General features: G+C 63.1%; 17 protein-coding genes. 9 read left to right on the forward strand and 8 right to left on the reverse strand.

Annotated elements, in window-relative coordinates; genetic code table 11:
• Window positions 1–203: 203 nt before the first annotated feature.
• Both I6E39_RS02225 and I6E39_RS02230 read right to left on the reverse strand, forming a co-directional pair.
• Entirely contained in the window at window positions 204–821 is a 618-nt protein-coding gene (locus tag I6E39_RS02225; RefSeq protein WP_235379671.1) for a gamma-glutamyl-gamma-aminobutyrate hydrolase family protein, read from the reverse strand.
• Between the two features lie 106 nt (window positions 822–927).
• Complete coding sequence (locus I6E39_RS02230; protein WP_235379673.1) at window positions 928–1,557, reverse strand: cytidylate kinase-like family protein; 630 nt, start codon at window positions 1,555–1,557, stop codon at window positions 928–930.
• 334 nt (window positions 1,558–1,891) lie between these two features.
• Between I6E39_RS02230 and I6E39_RS02235 the strand changes: the two genes are divergently transcribed.
• From I6E39_RS02235 to I6E39_RS02260, 6 genes are all read left to right on the forward strand, one after another.
• The gene (locus I6E39_RS02235; RefSeq protein ID WP_235379675.1) at window positions 1,892–3,223 is read left to right on the forward strand and encodes an ABC transporter substrate-binding protein; all 1,332 of its coding nucleotides are present in this window, start codon (window positions 1,892–1,894) and stop codon (window positions 3,221–3,223) included.
• A 127-nt stretch (window positions 3,224–3,350) separates the two neighbouring features.
• Window positions 3,351–4,202, forward strand: coding sequence for a carbohydrate ABC transporter permease (locus I6E39_RS02240; RefSeq protein WP_235379677.1), 852 nt, complete (start codon window positions 3,351–3,353; stop codon window positions 4,200–4,202).
• A complete protein-coding gene (locus I6E39_RS02245) occupies window positions 4,202–5,047 on the forward strand; it encodes a carbohydrate ABC transporter permease (RefSeq protein WP_235379678.1) in 846 nt (281 codons plus the stop codon). Before I6E39_RS02240 ends, I6E39_RS02245 begins: the two co-directional genes overlap by 1 nt.
• A gap of 186 nt (window positions 5,048–5,233) precedes the next feature.
• Window positions 5,234–6,253 (forward strand): LacI family DNA-binding transcriptional regulator, encoded by a 1,020-nt coding sequence (locus I6E39_RS02250; protein ID WP_235379680.1) that lies wholly within the window; start codon window positions 5,234–5,236, stop codon window positions 6,251–6,253.
• Entirely contained in the window at window positions 6,250–7,806 is a 1,557-nt protein-coding gene (gene malQ, locus I6E39_RS02255; RefSeq protein WP_420908170.1) for a 4-alpha-glucanotransferase, read from the forward strand. Before I6E39_RS02250 ends, malQ begins: the two co-directional genes overlap by 4 nt.
• Before the next feature lie 206 nt (window positions 7,807–8,012).
• Window positions 8,013–10,277: a glycogen/starch/alpha-glucan phosphorylase gene (locus tag I6E39_RS02260; RefSeq protein WP_235379684.1), complete on the forward strand. Its 2,265-nt coding sequence runs from the start codon at window positions 8,013–8,015 to the stop codon at window positions 10,275–10,277.
• Window positions 10,278–10,366: 89 nt separating this feature from the next.
• Here the strand turns inward: I6E39_RS02260 and I6E39_RS02265 are convergent, their stop codons facing one another.
• From I6E39_RS02265 to recG, 3 genes are read right to left on the reverse strand one after another with little or no spacing between them, the layout of a single operon-like run.
• Window positions 10,367–10,765 carry a C-GCAxxG-C-C family protein gene (locus I6E39_RS02265; RefSeq protein WP_235379685.1) on the reverse strand — a complete coding sequence of 133 codons (399 nt, stop codon included), beginning with the start codon at window positions 10,763–10,765 and terminating at the stop codon, window positions 10,367–10,369.
• Window positions 10,766–10,794: 29 nt separating this feature from the next.
• The gene (locus I6E39_RS02270; protein ID WP_235379687.1) at window positions 10,795–11,247 is read right to left on the reverse strand and encodes a GNAT family N-acetyltransferase; all 453 of its coding nucleotides are present in this window, start codon (window positions 11,245–11,247) and stop codon (window positions 10,795–10,797) included.
• Between the two features lie 14 nt (window positions 11,248–11,261).
• On the reverse strand, window positions 11,262–13,358 hold the full coding sequence (gene recG, locus I6E39_RS02275; RefSeq protein ID WP_235379689.1) for an ATP-dependent DNA helicase RecG: 2,097 nt from the start codon (window positions 13,356–13,358) through the stop codon (window positions 11,262–11,264).
• A gap of 356 nt (window positions 13,359–13,714) precedes the next feature.
• Here recG and I6E39_RS02280 point away from each other — a divergent pair, with 356 nt between their 5' ends.
• The 3 genes from I6E39_RS02280 to I6E39_RS02290 all read left to right on the forward strand — a co-directional run bounded on the left by I6E39_RS02280 (window position 13,715) and on the right by I6E39_RS02290 (window position 16,366).
• The gene (locus tag I6E39_RS02280) at window positions 13,715–14,923 is read left to right on the forward strand and encodes an aconitase X catalytic domain-containing protein (RefSeq protein WP_235379691.1); all 1,209 of its coding nucleotides are present in this window, start codon (window positions 13,715–13,717) and stop codon (window positions 14,921–14,923) included.
• A gap of 1 nt (window position 14,924) precedes the next feature.
• The gene (locus I6E39_RS02285; RefSeq protein WP_235379693.1) at window positions 14,925–15,338 is read left to right on the forward strand and encodes an aconitase X swivel domain-containing protein; all 414 of its coding nucleotides are present in this window, start codon (window positions 14,925–14,927) and stop codon (window positions 15,336–15,338) included.
• A gap of 89 nt (window positions 15,339–15,427) precedes the next feature.
• Entirely contained in the window at window positions 15,428–16,366 is a 939-nt protein-coding gene (locus I6E39_RS02290; protein ID WP_235379694.1) for a D-2-hydroxyacid dehydrogenase, read from the forward strand.
• A 128-nt stretch (window positions 16,367–16,494) separates the two neighbouring features.
• Here I6E39_RS02290 and I6E39_RS02295 read toward each other — a convergent pair whose 3' ends face one another.
• The 3 genes from I6E39_RS02295 to I6E39_RS02305 all read right to left on the reverse strand — a co-directional run bounded on the left by I6E39_RS02295 (window position 16,495) and on the right by I6E39_RS02305 (window position 21,624).
• Window positions 16,495–17,682: a pyridoxal phosphate-dependent aminotransferase gene (locus tag I6E39_RS02295; RefSeq protein ID WP_235379696.1), complete on the reverse strand. Its 1,188-nt coding sequence runs from the start codon at window positions 17,680–17,682 to the stop codon at window positions 16,495–16,497.
• Between the two features lie 234 nt (window positions 17,683–17,916).
• Entirely contained in the window at window positions 17,917–19,311 is a 1,395-nt protein-coding gene (gene asnS, locus I6E39_RS02300) for an asparagine--tRNA ligase (protein ID WP_235379698.1), read from the reverse strand.
• Window positions 19,312–19,701: 390 nt separating this feature from the next.
• A complete protein-coding gene (locus I6E39_RS02305; RefSeq protein ID WP_235379700.1) occupies window positions 19,702–21,624 on the reverse strand; it encodes an NAD(+) synthase in 1,923 nt (640 codons plus the stop codon).
• Window positions 21,625–21,646: the final 22 nt, after the last annotated feature.

Below are 21,646 nucleotides of genomic sequence, written 5' to 3' on the forward strand. Positions count from 1 at the left end.
ACTCCTGCGAGTAGGGGGAGGGGGCGGGGATGGCCGCCACCCGGTCCTTCGTAGGAAGGGCGAAGGCCGCCTCAGGGGTCAGGCAGAGCAGCAGACCCAGACAGGCGGCCAGCAGCCGGCGAACAGATGGTGGAAAAAACATGGTGTGGGGACCTCCTGGGGCGTGGCCGCCCCGTGTCATTGGGAAGGGTAAACAGACCGGTTCAATGCCGGCAGAGGGCAACAAAGCGGCACAGCAGGGGCGCACCGTCCACCGTATCCGTCCGGCGGTGCTGGAAAGACATCCGCTCGGGGTGGAACTGGAAGCCCCAGACAGGCAGGGAGCGGTGGACGATGGCCTCGGCAAAGCCGCTCTCCGCCCAGGCTGCGGCCTCCAATCCGGCACCCAGCCGGCCCACCGCCTGGTGGTGGGTGCTATTCACCGGGAAGACGGGGCCGTAGAGCTGGCGCAGGAGGGAGCCATCGGCGGACCGGACGGGGTGGACCAGATCGTGGTCCACGCCGCCATGGAAGGGCTTTTGCTCCGGCGGCAGGTCCTGAATCAAATCGCCGCCCAAAGCCACGTTGATCAGCTGCATGCCGCGGCAGATGCCCAGGATGGGCTTTCCGGCCTGAAAAAAGGCGTGGAACAGCTCCAGCTCCGCCTGGTCCCGCAGCAGGTCGGGGGGCTGGGAGCCCCGGTTCTCCTGGCCGAAGCGGGAGGGCTCGATGTCGCCCCCGCCGCACAGGAGGAGACCGTCACAGCTCAGGTCGGGATCGGGGGCGTATCCGGAGACAGGCAGACCGCCCGCGTCGCGGACGGCCGCCTCGTAATTGTTCATATGTCCGGCTTCTCCGGAGATCTGGATGCGGGGGAGAGGGCTGACAGGCATAGGGACTCCTTTCCTGGTCATACTACCATAAATAACGGACGGAAAATGACGGATATTACACCGCGGCGTCCCGGGCCGCACGGGCCTGGACCAGAGCGGCGATCAGATCCACCGCGCCGTCGATGCCGGTGACGCTGGAGTTCAGGGTCAGGTCGTAGCGGCGCATCTCGCCCCAGGTGTGGCCGGTATAGTAGTTGTAATAGTTGGCCCGGCCCCGGTCCATCTCGGAAATCCGGCGCTCCATATCGTCGGAGGGGATGTGGTATTCCTCCACGCAGCGGGCTACCCGGCTGGGCAGGTCGGCGTGGATAAAGACCTTCAGACACTCGGGCCGCGCCCCCAGCACATAGTCGCTGCACCGGCCCACGATGACGCAGGGGCCCTCGTCGGCCAGCTCCCGAATGACCTCGGCCTGGGCGAAAAAGGCCTGGTGGCTGACGGGAACGCCCTGGTGGGCAAGAGTAGAGGTGCCGATGCCGATGGGGGTGATGGACAGGTGGAAGCGGCTGCGGGCCCGCTCCTCCGCCCGGGCGATGAAGTCGGGGGAAAGGCCGCTCTTTTCCGAGGCCTTTTGGATAATGGTCCGGTCATAGCAGGGGATGCCCAGACGGGCGGCCAGCCGCTTGCCAATCAATCTGCCGCCGCTGCCGAATTCCCGGCTGATGGAAATCACATAGTTGCTCATGGAACTCCCTCCCGCTGGTTTCTGTTGTTGTTGCGGGCGCCCATGGGAGAGGCGCCCGGTCAGTAGAGATTCTTATTTTTATATTATAGCGGATGGATGAGAAAATGACAACGAAAATCTGCGCCGAAGGGCCGGGAGAGGGGCCGAAAAAGATGGGGATATTGTACAAAACAGAAGAAAAGATTTCAGCAATCCGACAAAAATGTTCGGATCCGTCAAAAAAACCTTGTATTTTGGCTGAGAGGCTGATATGATTATGCATGCAGGAAGTGGAAACGTTTCCAGTAACGTTTCCAAAAATATTCCGCGAGATTTTTAAGGAGGAAATATTGGAATGAGCAAGAAGATCTTTGCCCTGGCCCTGGCAGCGGCCATGTCTCTGTCTCTGCTGGCCGGCTGCGGCGGCGGAAACACCAACACCCCCGCCACCAGCGGCAGCGCCGCCGGCGACGGCAGCAAGCCCGCTGCCACCGGCTCCGTCTATTACCTGAACTTTAAGCCCGAGCAGGACGAGGCCTGGCAGAACCTGGCCAAGGCCTACACTGAGGAGACCGGCGTGCCCGTCACCGTGGTCACCGCCGCCTCCGGTACCTATGAGCAGACCCTGATGAGCGAGATCGCCAAGAGCACCCCGCCCACCCTGTTCCAGGTCAACGGCCCCGTGGGTCTGGCGAACTGGAAGGACTACTGCTATGACCTGAGCGGCTCCGCCGTGTATGGTGAGCTGACCTCCGACGGCTATGCCCTGAAGGACGGCGACGCTGTTGCCGGCATCGCCTACGTCATCGAGTCCTACGGCATCATCACCAACAAGACCCTGCTGGCCAAGGCCGGCTATTCCATCGAGGACATCCAGTCCTTCGCCGATCTGAAGAAGGTGGCCGAGGACATCACCGCCCGCAAGGACGAGCTGGGCTTCGCCGCCTTCTCCTCCGCCGGCATGGACGGCTCCTCCGACTGGCGCTTCAAGACCCACCTGGCTAACCTGCCCCTGTACTTCGAGTATCAGGACAAGGGTATCGGCACCACCGACGCCATCGAGGGCACCTACCTGGATAACTACAAGGCCATCTTTGACCTGTATATCAACAACTCCACCTGCGAGCCCGCCGTCCTGTCCAGCAAGACCGGCGACGACTCCCGCAACGAGTTCCTGGCCGGCGAGGCCGTGTTCTTCCAGAACGGTTCCTGGGAGTACGGCAACCTGGTGGGCGAGGGTAAGTTCACTGACGACGATCTGGCCATGATCCCCATCTATATCGGCGCCGGCGACGAGGCCAACCAGGGCCTGTGTACCGGTACTGAGAACTACTGGTGCGTCAACAACTCCGCCAAGGAGGAGGACATCCAGGCCACTCTGGACTTCATGTACTGGTGCGTCACCTCCGAGAAGGGCACCAAGGCCATGGCCGAGGACATGGGCTTCGTTATCCCCTTCAAGGGTGCTCAGGAGTCCCCCAACCTGTTCGTCAAGCAGGACGCCGCCTACACTGCCGAGGGCAAGATGCCTGTGTCCTGGAACTTCCCCACCATGCCCTCTGAGAACTGGAAGAACGAGGTGGGCAACGCTCTGACCGCCTACGCCGCCGGTACCGGCAGCTGGGACGACGTGGTCTCCAAGTTCGTGGACGGCTGGGCCAGCGAGTACGCCGCGCTGAACGGCTGAGTTTAACGCCACACGGATAAAAACGGGGTGGGCCTTACCGCCCGCCCCGTTTTTTTATCCGGTTCCGCCGCAGGCAGCACCGCAACAGTCTCCAAGGGGAGAGAGACGATTCTTTAGGAGTGATATTGTGGAAAAAGCGATCAAGCGATATTGGCCAGTGTTCGTCCTGCCCACGCTGGCGGCGTTTATCATCGGCTTCGTGTGGCCCTTCCTGCAGGGCCTGTACCTGTCCTTCTGCCGGTTTATCACCATTGACAAGGCCACCTTCAACGGCCTGACCAACTATATTTACGCTCTGACGGAGGCGGATTTCCTCCACTCCTTCTGGTTTACCGCCCTGTTCACCGTGGTGTCCACCCTGGCCATCAACATCGCGGCCCTGGCCATCGCTCTGGCCCTGACCCGGGAGATCAAGGGCACCAACCTGTTCCGCTCCGTCTACTTCATGCCCAATCTGATCGGCGGCATCGTGCTGGGCTATATCTGGAACATCCTGCTCAACTGCGTTCTGACCCTGCTGGGCAAGCCCCTGATGTCCCTCCATGCCCCCTACGGTTTCATCGGTCTGGTCATCCTTATGTGCTGGCAGCAGATCGGCTATATGATGATCATCTATATCGCTGGCTTGCAGTCCATCCCGGGGGACTATCTGGAGGCCGCCCGCATCGACGGCGCCACCGAGCGGCAGATCCTGTGGAAGATCAAGCTGCCCAACCTGATGCCCTCCATCACCATCTGCCTGTTCCTCAGCCTGACCAACGGCTTCAAGCTGTTCGACCAGAACCTGGCCCTGACCGGCGGCGATCCCGCCCACAAGACCGAGATGCTGGCGCTGAACATTTACCAGACCTTCTACGGTCGCTCCGGGCCCCAGTGGAAGGGCTACGGCCAGGCCAAGGCCGTGATCTTCTGTATCCTGGTCATCGCCATCTCTCTCTTCCAGCTCCGCGCGACCCGCTCTAAGGAGGTGCAGCAATAATGACAAAGCGACAGACACTGAAGGACCGTGTGCTGACCGTGGTCCTGGGCGTTTTGTGTATCGCCTGGGTGTACCCTGTGTTCATGATCCTGTTCAACTCTCTGAAAAAAGAGACCTCCATCAGCACCGGCACCGCTTTCCAGCTGCCCACCGCCGAGAGCTTCGCCGGTCTGGACAACTATATCAACGCACTGACCTCCAAGGGCTTCCTGTCCGCCTTCTGGTACAGCCTGGTCATCACCGTCAGCTCGGTGGTGCTCATCCTGGTGTGCTGCTCCATGTGCGCCTGGTTCATCACCCGGATCAACGCCTGGTACAGCAAGGCCCTCTACTATCTGTTCGTATTCTCCATGGTCGTCCCCTTCCAGATGCTGATGTTCACCCTGTCCGCCACGGCGGACCGGCTGCATCTCAGCAGCCCCTATACCATCTGCATCATCTATCTGGGCTTTGGCGCGGGACTGGCCGTGTTCATGTTCTGCGGCTTCATGAAGTCCATCCCCATCGAGATCGAGGAAGCCGCCCTCATCGACGGCTGCAATCCGATCCAGACCTTCTTCCGGGTGGTGTTGCCCATTCTGAAGCCCACCTTGATCTCCGTGGGCATTCTGGAGACCATGTGGCTGTGGAATGACTATCTGCTGCCCTATCTGGTGCTGGACCGCACCAAGGGCTATATGACCATTCCCATCCTGATCCAGTACTTCCGGGGCAGTTTCGGCAAGGTGGAGATGGGTCCCATGATGGCCTCCATCATGATGAACATCATCCCCATCATCATCGTCTACCTGCTGTGCCAGAAGCACATCATAAAGGGTGTTGCGGCCGGCGCTGTGAAGGGGTAAAATACTTCAGGCAAGTGCGCAAGGCACTTGCCTGAGGAGATTGCGGCCTGTCGCGCGCACTCGCTTCGCTCGCACACTTGCGGGCCGAGAGGAGTTTTTTCGACGGCGGAGCCGCCGAAAAAACAGATTTGATTTGATTCGCGCCTGCGGGCGCGAATCGCGGAGACCCGGAAAGGAGGGGACACGATGACCATCAAGGATATCGCCCGGCTGTCGGGCTGCGGCGTGGCCACGGTGTCCCGGGTGCTGAACCAGCACCCCGACGTCAGCGAAGAGACCCGGCGGAAGGTGATGGCGGTGGTGGAGGAACAGGGCTTCCGACCCAACAACAACGCCAAGCATCTGAAGCAGCAGGCAGGCACCAGCATCGCCATTCTGGTAAAAGGCACCCAAAACATGCTCTTTGCCGATCTGGTGGAGCGGATCCAGTCGCTTCTGCGGGACCGGGGCCGGGACGCCGCCGTCTACTATCTGGACGAGGACGCCAACGAGGTGGCCTACGCCCTGCAGCTGTGCCGGGAGCGCAAGCCCCTGGGGTTCCTGTTCCTGGGTGGCGACCTGGACTTCTTCCGGGAGCGGTTTCAGGAAATCAGCACCCCCTCCGTCCTGCTGACCAACACGGCCCGGGACTTGGGCTTTGACAACCTGTCCAGCATGACCACCGACGACGAGGCCGGGGCCGACCAGGCCATCGACTACCTGGTGGGCCAGGGGCACCGGAACATCGGTATTCTGGGCGGCAACTGGTCCTGTTCTCAGATCAGCTACCGCCGCATCCTGGGCTGCAAGGCGGCCTTTGACCGCTGGGGCGTGCCCTTTGACGGGGAGCGCCAGTGCGAGCCCTGCCGCTACTCCATGGCCGACGCCTACGCCGCCACCAACCGTCTGATGGAGCGCTGCCCCGATCTGACCGCCATCTTTGCCATGAGCGACGTCATGGCCATCGGCTCTATCCGGGCCCTGCGGGATCTGGGCAAGCGGGTGCCGGAGGATATTTCCGTGGTAGGCTACGACGGGATCTCCATAGCCCGCTACGCGGTGCCCCGGCTGACCACCGTCCGCCAGGACACCCAGCGGCTGGCGGAGCAGGGGGTCGAGGTGCTGCTGCGCGGCATAGAGAGCCGGCGAGGCCCCACCCACGGGGTGGTCCCTTTCCAGTTGGTGGTGGGCGAGAGCGTGTGCCCCCCTGCCGGAGCGGCTGGATAAGCTGCTCGAAACGAACCATACACAGAAAGGTGGATTCCAACGTGAGAAGATCCGGGATCCTGATGCCCATTTCCTCCCTGCCCGCCCCTTACGGCATTGGCACCATGGGGGCCGCGGCGCGGGAATTTGTTGACTTTTTGGCCCAGGCGGGCCAGTCCTGCTGGCAGATCCTGCCGGTGTGCCCCACCAGCTATGGGGACTCCCCCTATCAGTCCTTCTCCTCCTACGCGGGCAACCCTTATTTCATCGACCTGGACGATCTGGCCGAAGAGGGGCTGCTGGAAAAGGCGGAGTATGAGAGCATAAACTGGGGCGACGACCCCGCCGCGGTGGACTACGGATTGCTGTATGTCCGGCGCTACCCGGTGCTGCGGCTGGCCTGTGGCCGGCTGCTGGAGAAGCAGGATTCCGGCTTTGCGGACTTCTGTGCCAGTCAGGCCCAGTGGCTGGAGGATTACGCCCTGTTCATGGCCCTGAAGGGCAAGTACGGCGGCGTTTCCTGGTTCCAGTGGCCGGAGGAGGAGCGGCTGCGCCGTCCCCAGGCGCTGGAGGAGAGCCGGCGGGAGCTGGCGGACGAGGTGGCCTTCTGGAAGGCGGTGCAGTACCTGTTTTTCCGCCAGTGGAGCAGACTGAAAAAATACGCCAATGAGCAGGGCATCTCCATCATTGGGGACCTGCCCATCTATGTGTCGGCGGACAGCGCCGACGTGTGGTCCAACCCCGACCAGTTCCAGCTGGACGAGAACGGCCGGCCCACCGAGGTGGCCGGCTGCCCCCCCGACGGCTTCTCCGCCGACGGCCAGCTGTGGGGCAACCCCCTGTTTGACTGGGAGAAGATGAAGGAGGACGGCTACCAGTGGTGGATCCGCCGGATCGCCGCCCAGTTCCAGGTCTACGACATTCTGCGGATCGACCACTTCCGGGGCTTTGACGAGTATTACGCCATCCCCTATGGGGACGAGACTGCCCGCAACGGCCGCTGGCGTCCCGGCCCCGGCGTCGGGTTCTTCCGGGCGGTGAACCAGGCCCTGGGGGAGAAGGAGATCATCGCCGAGGATCTGGGCTTCCTCACCGACACGGTGCGCCAGCTGCTGAAGGAGACCGGCTACCCCGGCATGAAGGTGCTGGAGTTTGCCTTTGACAGCCGGGACACGGGCAGCGATTACCTGCCTCACTGCTATCCCAGACACTGCGTGGTATACGCCGGTACCCACGACAACGACACCATTCAGGGCTGGATGACCAGCGCCCCCGCCAAGGACGTGGAATACGCCAAGGAGTATCTCCGCCTCACCGAGGAAGAGGGCTGGCACTGGGGCATGATGCGCTCGGCCTGGGCCTCCTGCGCCGATCTGGCGGTGATGCAGCTCCAGGACGTGCTGGGCCTGGGAAGCGAGGCCCGGATGAACACCCCCTCCACCCTGGGCGGAAACTGGAAGTGGCGGGCCCTGCCGGGCAGCTACGGTCCGGAACTGGCCCAGCGGCTGCGCCACGAGATGGGCGTGTACCAGCGCCTACCGGGGAAAAAGGAACCTGTACCCGCCGGAGCCTGAGAGAGATTTGCGTCAAAACCAGGGTCTTCTTTAGAAGATCCTGGTTTTTTATTCTGTTTGCCTCGGGATTCTGGTTAAAAAAGGAAAGAATTGTGCACAATTTTATGAAAAATCATTTGACGTTGGGCCAGCCAACTGATATACTGACGCCGTAATCGGAAGTGGAAACGTTTCCAGAATGTGGCGCTCAGAGAGGAGACTTGACGATGGAACTGAAAGAACGGCTTTTTCAAATGACCCAGGAGCGGTTCGGCCGCTCCCCCGACCAGTGCAGCGACCATCAGCTGTATGAAGCCCTGCTGCTGATGACCCGGCGCATGATCCAGGACCGGCCGGCGCCCCAGACGGGACGGAAGCTGTATTATTTCTCGGCGGAATTCCTCATGGGCAAGCTGCTGTCCAATAACCTGCTGGCCCTGGGCCTGTACGACCAGGTGAGAAGCCTGCTGTTTGAGATGGGCCGGGACCTGGGGGTCATCGAGTCCGAGGAGCCCGAACCCTCTCTGGGAAACGGAGGTCTGGGCCGTCTGGCCGCCTGTTTCCTGGACTCCATCGCGGCTCTGGGTCTGCCCGGAGACGGCGTGGGTCTGAACTATCACTACGGCCTGTTCCACCAGAAGTTTGCCGGCAACAAGCAGACCGAGGAGCCCGATCCCTGGCTGGAGGAGGAGAGCTGGCTTATCCCCACCGGCCGGACCTTTACCGTCCCCTTCGGCGGTTTTGAGCTGAAGGCCGTTCAGTACGACGTGGCCATCCCGGGAGCGGGCAACGGGTACGCCAACCGGCTCCATCTCTTCGACGTGGAGCAGCCCGCCGACCAGCCCTGGGTGGGCATCGGCTTTGACAAGACGGACATCGCCCACAACCTGACCTCCTTCCTCTACCCCGATGATAGCGACGAGAAGGGCCAGCTGCTGCGGGTCTATCAGCAGTACTTCATGGTGTCCGCCGGAGCCCAGCTGATCCTCCAGGAGCTGGAGGAACGGGGCTACGGTCTGGAGGAGCTGGCCGACCATGTGGTGGTCCAGATCAACGACACCCACCCCTCTATGGTCATTCCCGAGCTGATCCGCCTGCTTACCCAGCGGGGCATGTCGGTGAATATGGCCATCGACCAGGTGAGCCGGACCTGCGCCTACACCAACCACACCATTCTGGCCGAGGCCCTGGAGAAGTGGCCCCTGGCCTTCATCCGGAAGGTGGCGCCCCAGCTGGTCCCCATCATCCTGGAGCTGGACCAGCGGGTGAAGGAAGCCCATCCCGACCCCCGCGTGGCCATCATCGACGGCCAGGAGCGGGTCCACATGGCCCACATGGACATCCACTACGGTTTCTCCGTCAACGGCGTGGCCGCCCTCCATACGGAGATCCTGAAGAACTCGGAGCTGAAGCCCTTCTGCGACCTCTATCCCCAGAAGTTCAACAACAAGACCAACGGCGTCACCTTCCGCCGGTGGCTGGAGGCCTGCGACCCGGAGCTGGCCGCGCTCATTGACGACTGCATCGGCTCTGACTGGCGGCGGGACACCCGGAAGCTGGAGGGGCTGCTGGACTATCAGAACGACAAGGTGGTGCTGGACCGGCTGCTGGCGGTGAAGCAGGGGAACAAGGACCGCCTGTGCCGGCTGCTGTGGGCCGCCCAGGGCGTGGAGCTGGACCCCGACTCGGTGTTTGACATCCAGATCAAGCGGCTCCACGAGTACAAGCGCCAACAGATGAACGCCCTGTATATCATCTACAAGTACCTGGAGATCAAGAGCGGCAAGCTGCCTGAGCGGCCCGTCACCGTCATCTTCGGCGCCAAGGCCGCCCCCGCCTATGTGATGGCAAAGCACATCATCCACCTGATCCTGACCCTCCAGCAGCTCATCGAGCAGGACCCCCAGGTCCGGCCCTGGCTGCGGGTGGCCATGGTGGAGAACTACAACGTCACCTGGGCTGAGAGCCTGATCCCTGCCTGTGACATCTCCGAGCAGATCTCCCTGGCGTCCAAGGAGGCCAGCGGCACCGGCAACATGAAGTTCATGGCCAACGGCGCCGTCACGCTGGGTACTCTGGACGGGGCCAACGTGGAGATCGCCCAGCTGGTGGGCCCGGAGAACATCTACACCTTCGGCGCCAAGAGCGACGAGGTGATCCGCATGTACGCCGAGGGCAGCTACCGCCCCCTGGACTACTATCACCGTCCCGGTGTGGAGCGGCTGGTGGACTTCCTGGTGTCTCCCGAGCTGCTGGCCATCGGCGACCCGGCCAGCCTGTCCGTGCTGTGGAAGGACATGAAGAGCAAGGACTGGTTCATGGCCCTGCTGGACGTGGAGGACTATATCGCCGCCAAGGAGCGGGCCGTCCACGACTACGGCGACCGCCATGCCTGGGCCCGGAAGATGCTGGTCAACATCGCCAAGTCCGGCTACTTCTCCTCCGACCGGACCATTCAGCAGTATGACGAGGATATCTGGCACCTGAAATAAGAAAGAAAAAAGCGCCCCGCCCCCGGCTGTGCCGGAGGGCGGGGCGTTCGCGTCTAAGGAAAACTGCGGACAGTGGGTTTGTATTTGGATCAGGCTTCGGAACGCTGGCTGATGATCCGGTCCAGGGCCTCGGCCATCTCGTAGACCAGACCGTCGCAGTGGGCCTTTCGGGGCTCCCCACGGTCGTGGGAGGCCTTGAGCAAGGTGGCGCAGTCGGTGGCGCCGTGGTCCTCCCGGTACTGGCGGATGAGGGCGGCGGCCTCCTGTTCCCCATAGCCCATGGCTCCCAGCACCATCATGGCCCCGCTGAGGGCGCCGCAGACAGCTCCATGGCGCATCCCGGCGCCGAAGTGGGCGCCCAGGGCGTTGGCCTGCTCCTCAGACAGCCCCATTTCCCGGGCGAAGGGGACCAGAATGGACTGGCAGCAGTTGTGGTGTACGCCGGGGCCCTCGTTGCGGATGGCCCGGACCTGTTCCAAGTGACTCATGTTTCTCTCTCCTTTGTCAAAAGCTCTCGTTATTTCACTTTGTCAATGACCATCTGGTCATAGCGCAGATAATCATAGCCCGCCTTCTGGTACATGTGGACGGCGCCCCGGTTGACCTCGTTGACCTCCAGACGGAAGCGGCGGGCGGAGGGGTACTGGTTTTCAATCCAGGCCATGACCTGGGGCCCCAGCCCCTGGCCCCGGAACTGGGGCTTCAGGAAGATCTCCTCCAGAAAGACGCAGCGGCCGCCCACCTCGGCGGAGTAGCACTGGGTGATATAGAGGTACCCGGCGGGCTGGCCGTCCACGCTGATGAGCACGCCCCGGAGCAGGTCCTCGCCGTGGTCGGCGGCGTCCCGGAAGGTGCGCTCCAGGATCTCGGCGTCCACCTCGTGGAGGACGGCGTCGGTGTGGTAAAAGTCCCGGACCATGGGCAGGATCAGGTCGTGGTCCTGAACGGTGATGTCGCGGAAGGTAAGCATGATGATTCTCCTTGTCAGTTAAAAATGTCGGGGGTGTCGGCGAAAAGCTGCCTGACCCGGTCCCAAACGGGGCGGTTCTCCGGACGGGCCAGGGAGGGGTCCTCCTCCAGCAGGCGGCGGGCGGCCTCCTGGGCCTGGCTGAGCAGACGCATGTCCCCGGCCAGGTCCGCCAGCTTCATCTGGGGCAGGCCGTGCTGCCGGTTGCCAAAAAAGTCGCCGGGACCCCGGAGCTTCAGGTCCTCCTCGGAGATCTTGAAGCCGTCGGTGGTGGAGGCCAGGGTCCGCAGCCGCTGCATGGCGTCGGGATTGCGGGTGGAGGTGACCAGGACGCAGTAGGACTGGTGCCGGCCCCGGCCCACCCGGCCCCGGAGCTGGTGGAGCTGGCTCAGACCGAAGCGGTCGGCGTTCTCAATGACCATGAGGGAGGCGTTGGGCACGTCCACCCCCACCTCAATGACGGTGGTGGCCACCAGTACCTGAATCTCTCCGGCGGAAAAGGCGGCCATGACGGCGTCTTTCTCCTTGGGCCGCATCTTGCCGTGGAGCACGCCCACGCGCAGCGCGGGAAAGACCTCCGTTTGCAGCTTGGCGGCATAGGTCGTTACCGCTTTCAGGTTCAGGGAGGGGGACTCCTCGCCGGGAAGGGCGGCGTCAGGGTTTTCCTCCACCGCCGGGCAGACGATATAGACCTGACGGCTCTGGGATACCTGCTTTTGGACGAAATTGTACATCCGCTGCCGCTTGTCCTCCCGAATGACGTAGGTCTCTACAGGGGTGCGGCCGGGGGGCAGCTGGTCGATGACGGACACGTCCAGGTCCCCGTAGATGATGAGGGCCAGGGTCCGGGGGATGGGGGTGGCCGACATGACCAGCACATGGGGGGCGGGCATCCCGCCGAACTCCGATTTGCCCGCCAGGGCGGCGCGCTGAGCCACGCCGAAGCGGTGCTGCTCGTCGGCCACGATGAGGGCCAGCCGGTGGAAGGCCACCCCATCGGAAATGAGGGCGTGGGTGCCGATGACGAAGTCGATATCCCCATCGGCCAGGGCCTTTCGCACCTTCTTTTTTTCCGTGGGAGGGATGGCTCCGGTGAGCAGACCCACCCGCACTCCGGCGGGGGAGAGCAGGGCGGACAGGGAGCGGTAGTGCTGCTCCGCCAGCACCTCGGTGGGAGCCATGAGGGCGGCCTGATACCCGCCTTTGACCGCCAGCCAGGCGGCGTAGGCAGCCACGGCGGTCTTGCCCGAGCCCACGTCCCCCTGGACCAGCCGGTTCATGGGACGGCCCGAGGCCATGTCAAAGGCCGCCTCATCCATGGCCCGGCGCTGGGCCTGGGTAGGGGTGAAGGGGAGAAGGGCCTGAAACTCCCGGAAGGGCCGGGTGGGGACGGCGCAGCCCGGACCGCCGGATTCCCGCCGCCGCTTTAGAAAATCGAGGCCCACCGCCAGATAAAACAGCTCCTCGAAGGTGAGCCGCTTCCGGGCCAGGTCCAGGGCCTCCTCGTTTTCCGGAAAGTGGATATTTCGGAGGGAAAACTCCAGTTCCGCCAAGGAGTGCTCCCGGCGGACGGAGGGAGGGAGAGTTTCGGGGACCGTGTGGGCGCAGTCCAGAGCCTGCCGGGTGAGGGAGGCCAACAGATGGTTGGAGATGCCCGCCGTCAGGCGGTAGATGGGCATGATGCAGCCGGTGAAACTCTGCTTGCCCACCCGCTCGAAGATGGGGTTGACCATGGTACGGCGGCGGCCCTGCTCCTCCACGGTGCCGAAGAAGATGTACTCCTCCCCGGCCCGGAGGGCCTTTTCCACATAGCCCTGGTTGAAAAAGGTGAGGTGGAGGGCGCCGGTGTGGTCCACCACCTTCAGCTGGACCAGCTCCAGCCCCTTCCGGATACGGGCTTTCCGTGGGTGCTCCGCCGCCATGGCGGCAACGCAGACCCGGCCCTCCAGGGGGGCGTCCCGGACGGTGTACATCTGCCGCCGGTCCTCGTAGTCCCGGGGATAATAGGTCAGCAGGTCGGCGGCGGTGGACAGGCCCAGCTTGTCCAGCTTTTTGGCCCGTACATCCCCCACGCCGGGGAATTCGGTAAGCGGAGTGTCCGGAGTCACGGTCATGGGGGTCCCTCCTTTCCCGGAGCTTGACCATACTGTTACTGCCGGGTTTTGCGGTTGATTCAGCGGACACCATTATAGCATATCCGGGTAGGGGAGTAAAGGCGAAACGCCTCGCGGCCGCCCGCGGGGCGCCGAAGGCCGGGTTTGGCTCCCTGGGAGCGGGCGCACAGTCAGAAAAAAATTGACAAGCGCCCGGTTCCGTGTTATAAGCAGGTATAGAAGGCAGTTACAGGGAAGCCCCCGGCGGGGCGGGTAGGAGCGCGCGGATTTTTCAAAGAGAGGATCCCGCGTTTTTATGGCCCCATGATGTATATACCCTGTATACAGGTTGTGATGGAAGACCAAGGAGGTGCGGCATGATTTTATCCGAGTATCAGCAAGAGATGTTGGACGGCAAGTACGGAAAGGGCAAGGCCATGGCCATGCAGATCCTGGAGGCCGTGGGCGACAGCTTTGAGGCGCAGCGGATGGTGCCTATTTCCAGGGCCCATATATCGCTCAGCGCCCAGGACGCGGATGTGTGGTTCGCGGAGAAGATGGGCGGCGCGGGCGCCGTCTGCGCGGTCCCGCCCACCGTGAATCCGGGATACTGCGTGGACTACTTCCGGAGCAAGGGCGTGCTGGACGAGAAGGCGGTGGCCCATATGGAGCGCACAGAGCGGGCATACCGGCGGCTGGGCGCGGTCATGACCTACAGCTGCACCCCCTACCTGTTCGGCAACATTCCCCACTACGGCGAGGTGGTCGCTTTCTCCGAGACCAGCGTCACGGTCTATGCCAACTCGGTGATCGGAGCCCGGACCAACCGGGAGAGCGCGGCCAGCGCCATGTGCGCCGCCATTACCGGCTTTACGCCGGAATATGGGATGCTGCTGGACGAGAACCGCCGCGCCGACATTCTGGTGGAGGTACAGGCCGAGATGCGCGGCGATTTTGACTATGCGCTGCTGGGCCTGCTGGGCAAGAAGATCGGAAAGGGCGTCCCGGTCTTTCAGGGGCTTCCCCGGCACATCTCCACGGAAGGGCTGATCCAGCTGGGTTCGGAGCTGAATGTGTCCGGCGCTTACGAGATGTTCCACATTGTTGGCGTCACCCCCGAGGCCCCCGATTTGAAGACTGCCGTCGGCGGGCGGGAGCTCAAGCGCCATGTGGTCATCACCCGGGAGGATCTGGACCAGGCGCTGGAAGAGTTTTCTCCCCCGCTGCGCAGCGAGGTGGAATTTGTCATCCTGGGCTGCCCCCATTACAATTACGATCAGCTGCGGCAGGTGGCCCGTCTGCTGGAGAGCGGCCCCGCGGTGGTGCCCGTGTGGATCCACACCTCCTCCGCGGTGAAGGATCTGGCCGGGCGCACCGGCATGGAGGAGGCGCTGCTGGAGAAGGGCGTAGAGCTGATCCCGGATACCTGTGTGGACGAGGCCTGCTGCTGGAAGCGGCTGGCGGGACAGGCCGGCGTGACGGACTCCCCCAAGGCGTCCTATTACATGCGTACATTCGGCGTGCAGATGGCGGTGCGGGATACGGAAAGCTGCATCCGCTGGGCACAGCGCGGGAGGGTGGAATAATATGAGTCAGGTATTTCGCTGTAAAAGGGTGTCCTCCGGGATCGTGGAGGGCGAGGCGCTGATCTCCCAGGACGCGATCTTGTTCTACTATACCGATCCCGCTACCGGCGTGGTGACGGAGGACGGCCACTGTCTGAAGGGCGTCAGCGTGAAGGACAAGATCCTCATTTTTCCGGGGGGAAAAGGCAGCTCATCGGTCCAGGCGGACGGGATGTACCGGCTGGACCGGGACGGTTCCGCTCCCCGGGCGCTGATCGTGGAGGAGCTGGACACCGTGCTGGTCTCCAGCGCCGTGGTCATGGAGATGCCCATGGTGTACCATGTGGAGGCGGGCTTCTATGACCGGGTGAAAAACGGAGACTGGGTCCGGGTGGACACGGAAAAGCTGACGGTGGAGCTGGTGGAGAAGGATTGAGCGCGCCCCGCCGCGTTGTTTAGAAATGGCGGCAATGGCCGCGGAGCGGTCTTGCACTTGAAGTTCAAAGGAGAAACGGAGAAACAACCATGTCTGAATACATTTTAAATCTCCTCCCGGTCAATGAGGAGGAGAAGAAGGAATTTGAGACCATCGCTCCCGACGCGGTCCATGTGTACGCCGGACGGCGCACTGTCACCCCGGAGCAGCTGGAGCGGGCAACTGTGCTCATGGGCTGGCCCCGGGCCAAAGACCTGAAAAGCGCCTCCAATCTGAAATGGTTCCAGACCATGTGGGCGGGCACCGACGAGTATGAGGGACCCGGTGTCCTGCCCGATGGAGTGGTCATGACCTCCTCCAGCGGCAGCAACAGTCTGAGCGTGGCCGAGCACATGCTGGCCAGCCTGCTGGCCCTGTGCCGCCGCCTGCCCACCTACCGGGACAGTCAGAGAGCCCACCGCTGGGAGGACGAGGGGAATATGAAGACCATTTTCGGCAGCACGGTGCTGGTGGTGGGCGCGGGGAACATCGGGTCCGCCTTTGCCGGGATGTGTCAGAGCCTGGGTGCGGCGACCATCGGACTGAAGCGGACGGTGAAGGGTCCGGTGGCCGGTTTTGACCAGGTATACACCCTGGACAAGCTGGATGAGCTGCTGCCTCAGGCCGATGTGGTGGCCCTCAGTCTGCCCCACAGCCCCCAGACCGCCGGACTGATGAGCGAGGCCCGCATCGCCCGGATGAAGGACGATGCCATTCTCATCAATTCCGGCCGGGGTTCGGTGCTGGACCAGGATGCCCTGGTCCGGGCCATGGAGGGCGGCAAGCTGTGGGGGGCGGCCCTGGACGTCACCGAACCGGAGCCGCTGCCCGAGGACAGTCCCCTGTGGGATATCCCCAATCTGCTCCTCACCCCCCATGTGGCCGGCGGGATGCGGCTGGAGATCACCCGCAGGACCTGCATTGAGATGGCCCAGGAGAATCTGCGCCGGTATCTGGCAGGAGAGCCTCTGAACAACCGGGTGCGGTGAGCGACAGCGGCTGAGGATGGTGCGGCCAACGCCCCATGTCGATAGACAAGCAATGTGAAAACGCCCTGGCACCGGAGGTGCCAGGGCGTTTGATTGTTTGGATGAATCACATTGACCTCGCCGGCTGTTTACTTTCCATACAGCTCCGCCAGCTGCTTCAGCCGCGGCAGGGCGCGGATGACCTTTTCCTCCGGCACGCAGTAGGCGATGCGGAAGTGTCCGGGGCAGCCAAAGGCGCTGCCCGGCACAAAGAGCAGGTCCAGCTGCTTGGCCTTCTCGCAGAAGGCGTAGTCGTCCGGCTCCAGGGAGCGGGGGAACATATAGAAGCTGCCGCCCGGCTCCACGCAGGTGTATCCGTCCCGGATCAGTTCCTGGTACAGGTGGTCTTTATTGGCCTCATAGACCTTCAGATTGCTGGTCTCGTCGATGCACTGGGCGACGGTCAGCTGGATCAATGTGGCCGCTCCGTTCTGGCCGATGGTGCGGGAGATCTGGGGGCACACCTCCACGATCTTCTCCGCCTGTTCCGCCGCCGGGTTGACGGCCAGATAGCCGATGCGCTCGCCCGGCAGGGACAGGGACTTGGAGAAGGAGTAACAGGTGATGGTGTTGGGATAGAGGCTGGCGGTATAGGGGCAGTCCGTGCCCTCAAACAGGATCTCCCGGTAGGGCTCGTCGGAGATCAGATAGATGGGGTGGCCGTACTCTCGCTGCTTGGCCTCCAGGATCTCCGCCAGACGCTTCACCGTGGGGGTGGACAGCACGATGCCGGAGGGGTTGTTGGGGCTGTTGACCAGCACGGCGGTCACCTTGGGATTCAGAGCTTCCTCAAAGGCGGCGAAATTGATCTGGAAGGTGTCGATGTCCGCCGGCACGACCTTCAGCGTCAGTCCGGCCCCCGCGGTATAGGGCCTGTACTCCGGGAAGTAGGGGGCAAAGGCAATGATCTCATCCCCGGGGCAGGTCACCGCCCGGAAGGCGTGGGCCAAGGCGCCGGCCGCGCCGATGGCCATAAAAATGTGCTTCATCTGATAGTTCATGCCGAAGCGCCGGTTCAAAGACTGGGCCACCGCCTCCCGCACCGACGGGATACCGAAGCTGGGGCCGTAGCCGTGGACCTGAAGGGGCGGCTGCTCCTTCAAAATACGGACGATGGTCTCGTTTACGGAAGGGGGCGCCGGTACGGAGGGATTTCCCAGGCTGAAATCAAAGACCTGGTCCGCGCCGATCTCCTGTGCCCGTTGCCTTCCGTAGCCGGCGACCTCAAAAATAATATCCTTTTCCGAAAGCATTGCCGCATATTTTTCTGACAGCATGTGAATCTCCTCCTGTTCGCAGGCTTTTTTTTAGTCTACCACGGACCGCCCGAGAAATCCATACTTTATCTTGCTATTTTGCTGATTTTTCGGTGCGCGAAAGGAAACGCCGGTCAGGCACCGGACAAGGCGGAGGCACGAAAAGGGCTGGATAGGCCCTGTTTTCTCCGAAAACCCGTGTTTGGGCGCGAAAAGGCCCCGGCAGTCTGCTGCCGGGGCCGTGGGAATGGGGTTTTAGAACTCGGCGTTGCCGACCGTACGGGGATGCAGCTCCACGTCACGGATGTTGCTGATGCCGGTGAGGTACATGACCATGCGCTCGAAGCCCAGACCGTAGCCGGCGTGGCGGCAGGAGCCGTACCGACGCAGGTCGCAGTACCACCAGTAGTCCTCGGGGTTCATGCCCAGCTCCTTGATGCGGGCCTCCAGAATGTCGATGCGCTCCTCACGCTGGGAGCCGCCGATGATCTCGCCGATGCCGGGGACCAGACAGTCGGCGGCGGCCACGGTCTTGCCGTCGTCATTGAGGCGCATGTAGAAGGCCTTGATCTCCTTGGGGTAATCGGTGACAAAGACAGGGCGCTTGAACACCTGCTCGGTGAGGTAGCGCTCGTGCTCAGTCTGCAGGTCGGTGCCCCAGTCCACCTTGTAGTCAAACTTGTCGTTGACCTTCTTCAGGATCTCCACCGCTTCGGTGTAGCTGACCCGGCCGAAGTCGGAGTTGGCCACATGCTCCAGCCGCTCCTTCAGGCCCTTGTCCACGAAGGAGTTGAAGAAGTTGATCTCGTCGGGGCACTTCTCCAGCACATAGTTGATGATATACTTGATCATGGCCTCGGCGGTGTCCATGTAGTCGTTCAGGTCGGCGAAGGCCATCTCGGGCTCGATCATCCAGAACTCGGCGGCGTGGCGGGCGGTGTTGGAGTTCTCGGCCCGGAAGGTGGGACCGAAGGTGTACACGTTGCCGAAGGCCATGGCAAAGTTCTCGCAGTTGAGCTGGCCGGACACGGTGAGGCTGGTCTTCTTGCCGAAGAAGTCCTGGGAGTAGTCAACCTGGCCGTCCTCGGTCTTGGGGACGTTGTTCAGGTCCAGGGTAGTCACCTGGAACATCTCGCCGGCGCCCTCGCAGTCGGAGCCGGTGATGATGGGGGTGTGGACATAGACGAAGCCCCGGTCCTGGAAGAAGCAGTGGATGGCGTGGGCGGCGGTGCTGCGGACCCGGAAGGCGGCGGAGAACAGGTTGGTCCGGGGACGCAGGTGCTGGATGGTCCGCAGGAACTCCACGCTGTGGCGCTTTTTCTGCAGGGGGTAGTCGGGGGCGGAGGGGCCCTCCACGGCGATGGAGGCGGCCTTCACCTCCAGAGGCTGCTTGGCCTCGGGGGTCAGGACCACTTGGCCCTTGACGATGAGGGCGGCGCCCACGTTCTGGGAAGCGATCTCCTTGTAGTTATCCAGGACGTTGGCGTCCATGACCACCTGGAGGTTCTTGAAGCAGGAGCCGTCGTTAAGCTCGATAAAGCCGAAAGTCTTCATGTCCCGGATGGTCCGGGCCCAGCCGCAGACGGTGACGGTCTGGCCGCCCAGAGCCTCCCGGTCGGCGAAGACGGCGGCGATGGTGGTGCGTTCCATAGGTGAATCCTCTCCATATTTTAAAGTATTTGAAATGAGACAAATGCGCCCGGAAAACCCGGGCGCATTCTATTATAATTCTTTTTTTCTGAGTTTACAAGGGCGGAGGCGGATTTCCCGGCGTTTTTCGGGGAAATTTCTTCCCCCTTGTCCGGCAAAGAACGTGGTCACGCTCAGCCCAGAGTCTCCAACTCGGCCATCCACAGGGAGGCCACGGCGTCGGAGGGCATTCTCCAGTCGTACCCAGAGGACGCCAGCGTCCTCTGGGGGCCCGTTTCATTCAAATGCTCGGCGAAATTGAATTTCGCCTGCGCAATTCTCCGCTGTGCTCCGAATTTACGCGCCACTGAGCGCGGCGCGCTTGGGCGCGCGAGGCGACTGGGGGAAAGATTATTCCAGACCTGTCAGTTCCTCCATCCACAGGGCAGCCACGGCGTCGGAGGGCATCCGCCAGTCGCCTCTGGGGGACAGGGTGACGGAGCCCACCTTGGGTCCGTCGGGCAGGCAGGAGCGCTTGAACTGCTGGGCGAAGAAGCGGCGGTAGAAGTTGTTCAGCCACTTGAGGATGGTCTCCCGGCCGTAGGCGTCCTCCAGGGCGTACAGGGCCAGCCGGTACACCTTTCTGGGGGAGAAACCCCAGCGGACGGCGTAGTACAGGAAGAAATCGTGGAGCTCGTAGGGGCCCACCAGATCCTCGGTCCTCTGGGCGATCTCTCCCTCCTTGGGGGGCAGCAGCTCGGGGGAGACGGGAGTGTCCAGAATGTCCCGCAGCACAGCGGACAGCTGGGGGTCCCGGTCCTGATTTTCGTCGGCCACATAGGCCACCAGGTGGCGCACCAGAGTCTTGGGGATGCCGGCGTTGACGGCGTACATGGACATGTGGTCCCCGTTGTAGGTGGCCCAGCCCAGCGCCAGCTCGGACAGGTCGCCGGTGCCGATGACCAGACCGCCGGACTGGTTGGCGATGTCCATGAGCACCTGGGTGCGCTCCCGGGCCTGGCCGTTCTCAAAGGTGACGGACAGGTCCTCCATGGACTGGCCAATGTCCCGGAAGTGGACCTTCACCGCCTCGCCGATGTCAATGATCTTTAGGGCAGCCCCCACCCGCTCGGCCAGCAGCTCCGCGTTGGACTTGGTGCGGGAGGTGGTGCCGAAGCAGGGCATGGTGATGGCCACGATGTCGCTGGCGGGACGGTCCAGCATGGCCATGGCACGGGCGGTGATGAGCAGCGCCAGCGTGGAGTCCAGTCCGCCGGACAGACCCACCACGGCGGTCTTGGCGTGGGTGTGGGCCAGCCGCTTTTTCAGCCCCAGAGCGGCCAGGGTCAGGATCTCCTGGCACCGGGCGGCCCGGTCCCCCCGGTCGGCGGGGACAAAGGGGTTCTTGGGGATGGGACGGGTCAGGGCGGTGTCGCCCACCTCCAGGGAGAAGCAGCGGGGATAGACGTCAGGCGCGGCGGCCGGGAAGGTGGACATCCGCTGACGCTCGTGGGCCAGCTTTTCCAGATCCAGCTCGGTGACGGTGAGGCCGGTCTCGAACCGGCGCTGGGCCAGAATGGAGCCGTTCTCCGCGATGATGCTGTGGCCGGCGTAGATCAGGTCGGTGGAGGACTCCCCCCAGCCGGCGTCGGCATAGACATAGCCGCAGACCAGCCGCCCGGAGGTGGCGGCCAGCAGGGTCCGGCGGTACTCGTCCTTGCAGACGGTCTCGTCGCTGGCGGAGGGGTTCAGGATCAAAGTCGCGCCCCCCTGGGCCAGGCGGGTGGAGGGGGTGTCCGCCACCCACAGGTCCTCGCAGATCTCCACCCCCACCGTCAGCAGGGGGAAGTCGGCGCAGCGGAAGATGAGGCCGGTGGAGAAATCCACAGCTTCCTGCCCGGCAAAGGGGATGGCGAGGCCCTCCCCCAGCTCACGGCCGGAGGCGAACCAGCGGGCTTCATAAAATTCCGTGTAGTTGGGGATGTTCTGCTTGGGCACCAGTCCCAGCAGCTTCCCCCGGCACAGCACCGCGGCGCAGTTGAACAGCTTGTGGTTGTACCGGACCGGCAGGCCCAGGGCGATGAGCATATCCACATCCGCCGTCTCGGCCAGCACCCGCTTCAAAGCCGCCTCGGCGCCCCGGAGCAGGGGCTCCTGCAAAAACAGGTCGCCGCAGGTGTAGCCGGTGAGGCACAGCTCGGGCAGGCACAGCACTTTGACGCCCTGCTCCGCCCCCTGCCGGATCAGCTCGATGCAGCGGTCCGCGTTGTAGGCGCAGTCCGCCACCCGGACCTCCGGCGTACCGGCGGCAATTTTGATGAATCCGTCCCGCATAAAAGAGGACCTCCTTTGTCGG

The organism is Pseudoflavonifractor phocaeensis (genome assembly GCF_021531375.1).
Lineage (GTDB): Bacteria > Bacillota > Clostridia > Oscillospirales > Oscillospiraceae > Lawsonibacter > Lawsonibacter phocaeensis_B.

Bases quoted from the DNA above. Each gene is read 5' to 3' on its own strand.
- I6E39_RS02225 (WP_235379671.1), bottom strand. From the start codon at position 821: ATGAACAATTACGAGGCGGCCGTCCGCGACGCGGGCGGTCTGCCTGTC.
- I6E39_RS02230 (WP_235379673.1), bottom strand. From the start codon at position 1,557: ATGAGCAACTATGTGATTTCCATCAGCCGGGAATTCGGCAGCGGCGGC.
- I6E39_RS02235 (WP_235379675.1), top strand. From the start codon at position 1,892: ATGAGCAAGAAGATCTTTGCCCTGGCCCTGGCAGCGGCCATGTCTCTG.
- I6E39_RS02245 (WP_235379678.1), top strand. From the start codon at position 4,202: ATGACAAAGCGACAGACACTGAAGGACCGTGTGCTGACCGTGGTCCTG.
- I6E39_RS02250 (WP_235379680.1), top strand. From the start codon at position 5,234: ATGACCATCAAGGATATCGCCCGGCTGTCGGGCTGCGGCGTGGCCACG.
- I6E39_RS02260 (WP_235379684.1), top strand. From the start codon at position 8,013: ATGGAACTGAAAGAACGGCTTTTTCAAATGACCCAGGAGCGGTTCGGC.
- I6E39_RS02265 (WP_235379685.1), bottom strand. From the start codon at position 10,765: ATGAGTCACTTGGAACAGGTCCGGGCCATCCGCAACGAGGGCCCCGGC.
- I6E39_RS02270 (WP_235379687.1), bottom strand. From the start codon at position 11,247: ATGCTTACCTTCCGCGACATCACCGTTCAGGACCACGACCTGATCCTG.
- recG (WP_235379689.1), bottom strand. From the start codon at position 13,358: ATGACCGTGACTCCGGACACTCCGCTTACCGAATTCCCCGGCGTGGGG.
- I6E39_RS02280 (WP_235379691.1), top strand. From the start codon at position 13,715: ATGATTTTATCCGAGTATCAGCAAGAGATGTTGGACGGCAAGTACGGA.
- I6E39_RS02285 (WP_235379693.1), top strand. From the start codon at position 14,925: ATGAGTCAGGTATTTCGCTGTAAAAGGGTGTCCTCCGGGATCGTGGAG.
- I6E39_RS02290 (WP_235379694.1), top strand. From the start codon at position 15,428: ATGTCTGAATACATTTTAAATCTCCTCCCGGTCAATGAGGAGGAGAAG.
- I6E39_RS02295 (WP_235379696.1), bottom strand. From the start codon at position 17,682: ATGCTGTCAGAAAAATATGCGGCAATGCTTTCGGAAAAGGATATTATT.
- asnS (WP_235379698.1), bottom strand. From the start codon at position 19,311: ATGGAACGCACCACCATCGCCGCCGTCTTCGCCGACCGGGAGGCTCTG.
- I6E39_RS02305 (WP_235379700.1), bottom strand. From the start codon at position 21,624: ATGCGGGACGGATTCATCAAAATTGCCGCCGGTACGCCGGAGGTCCGG.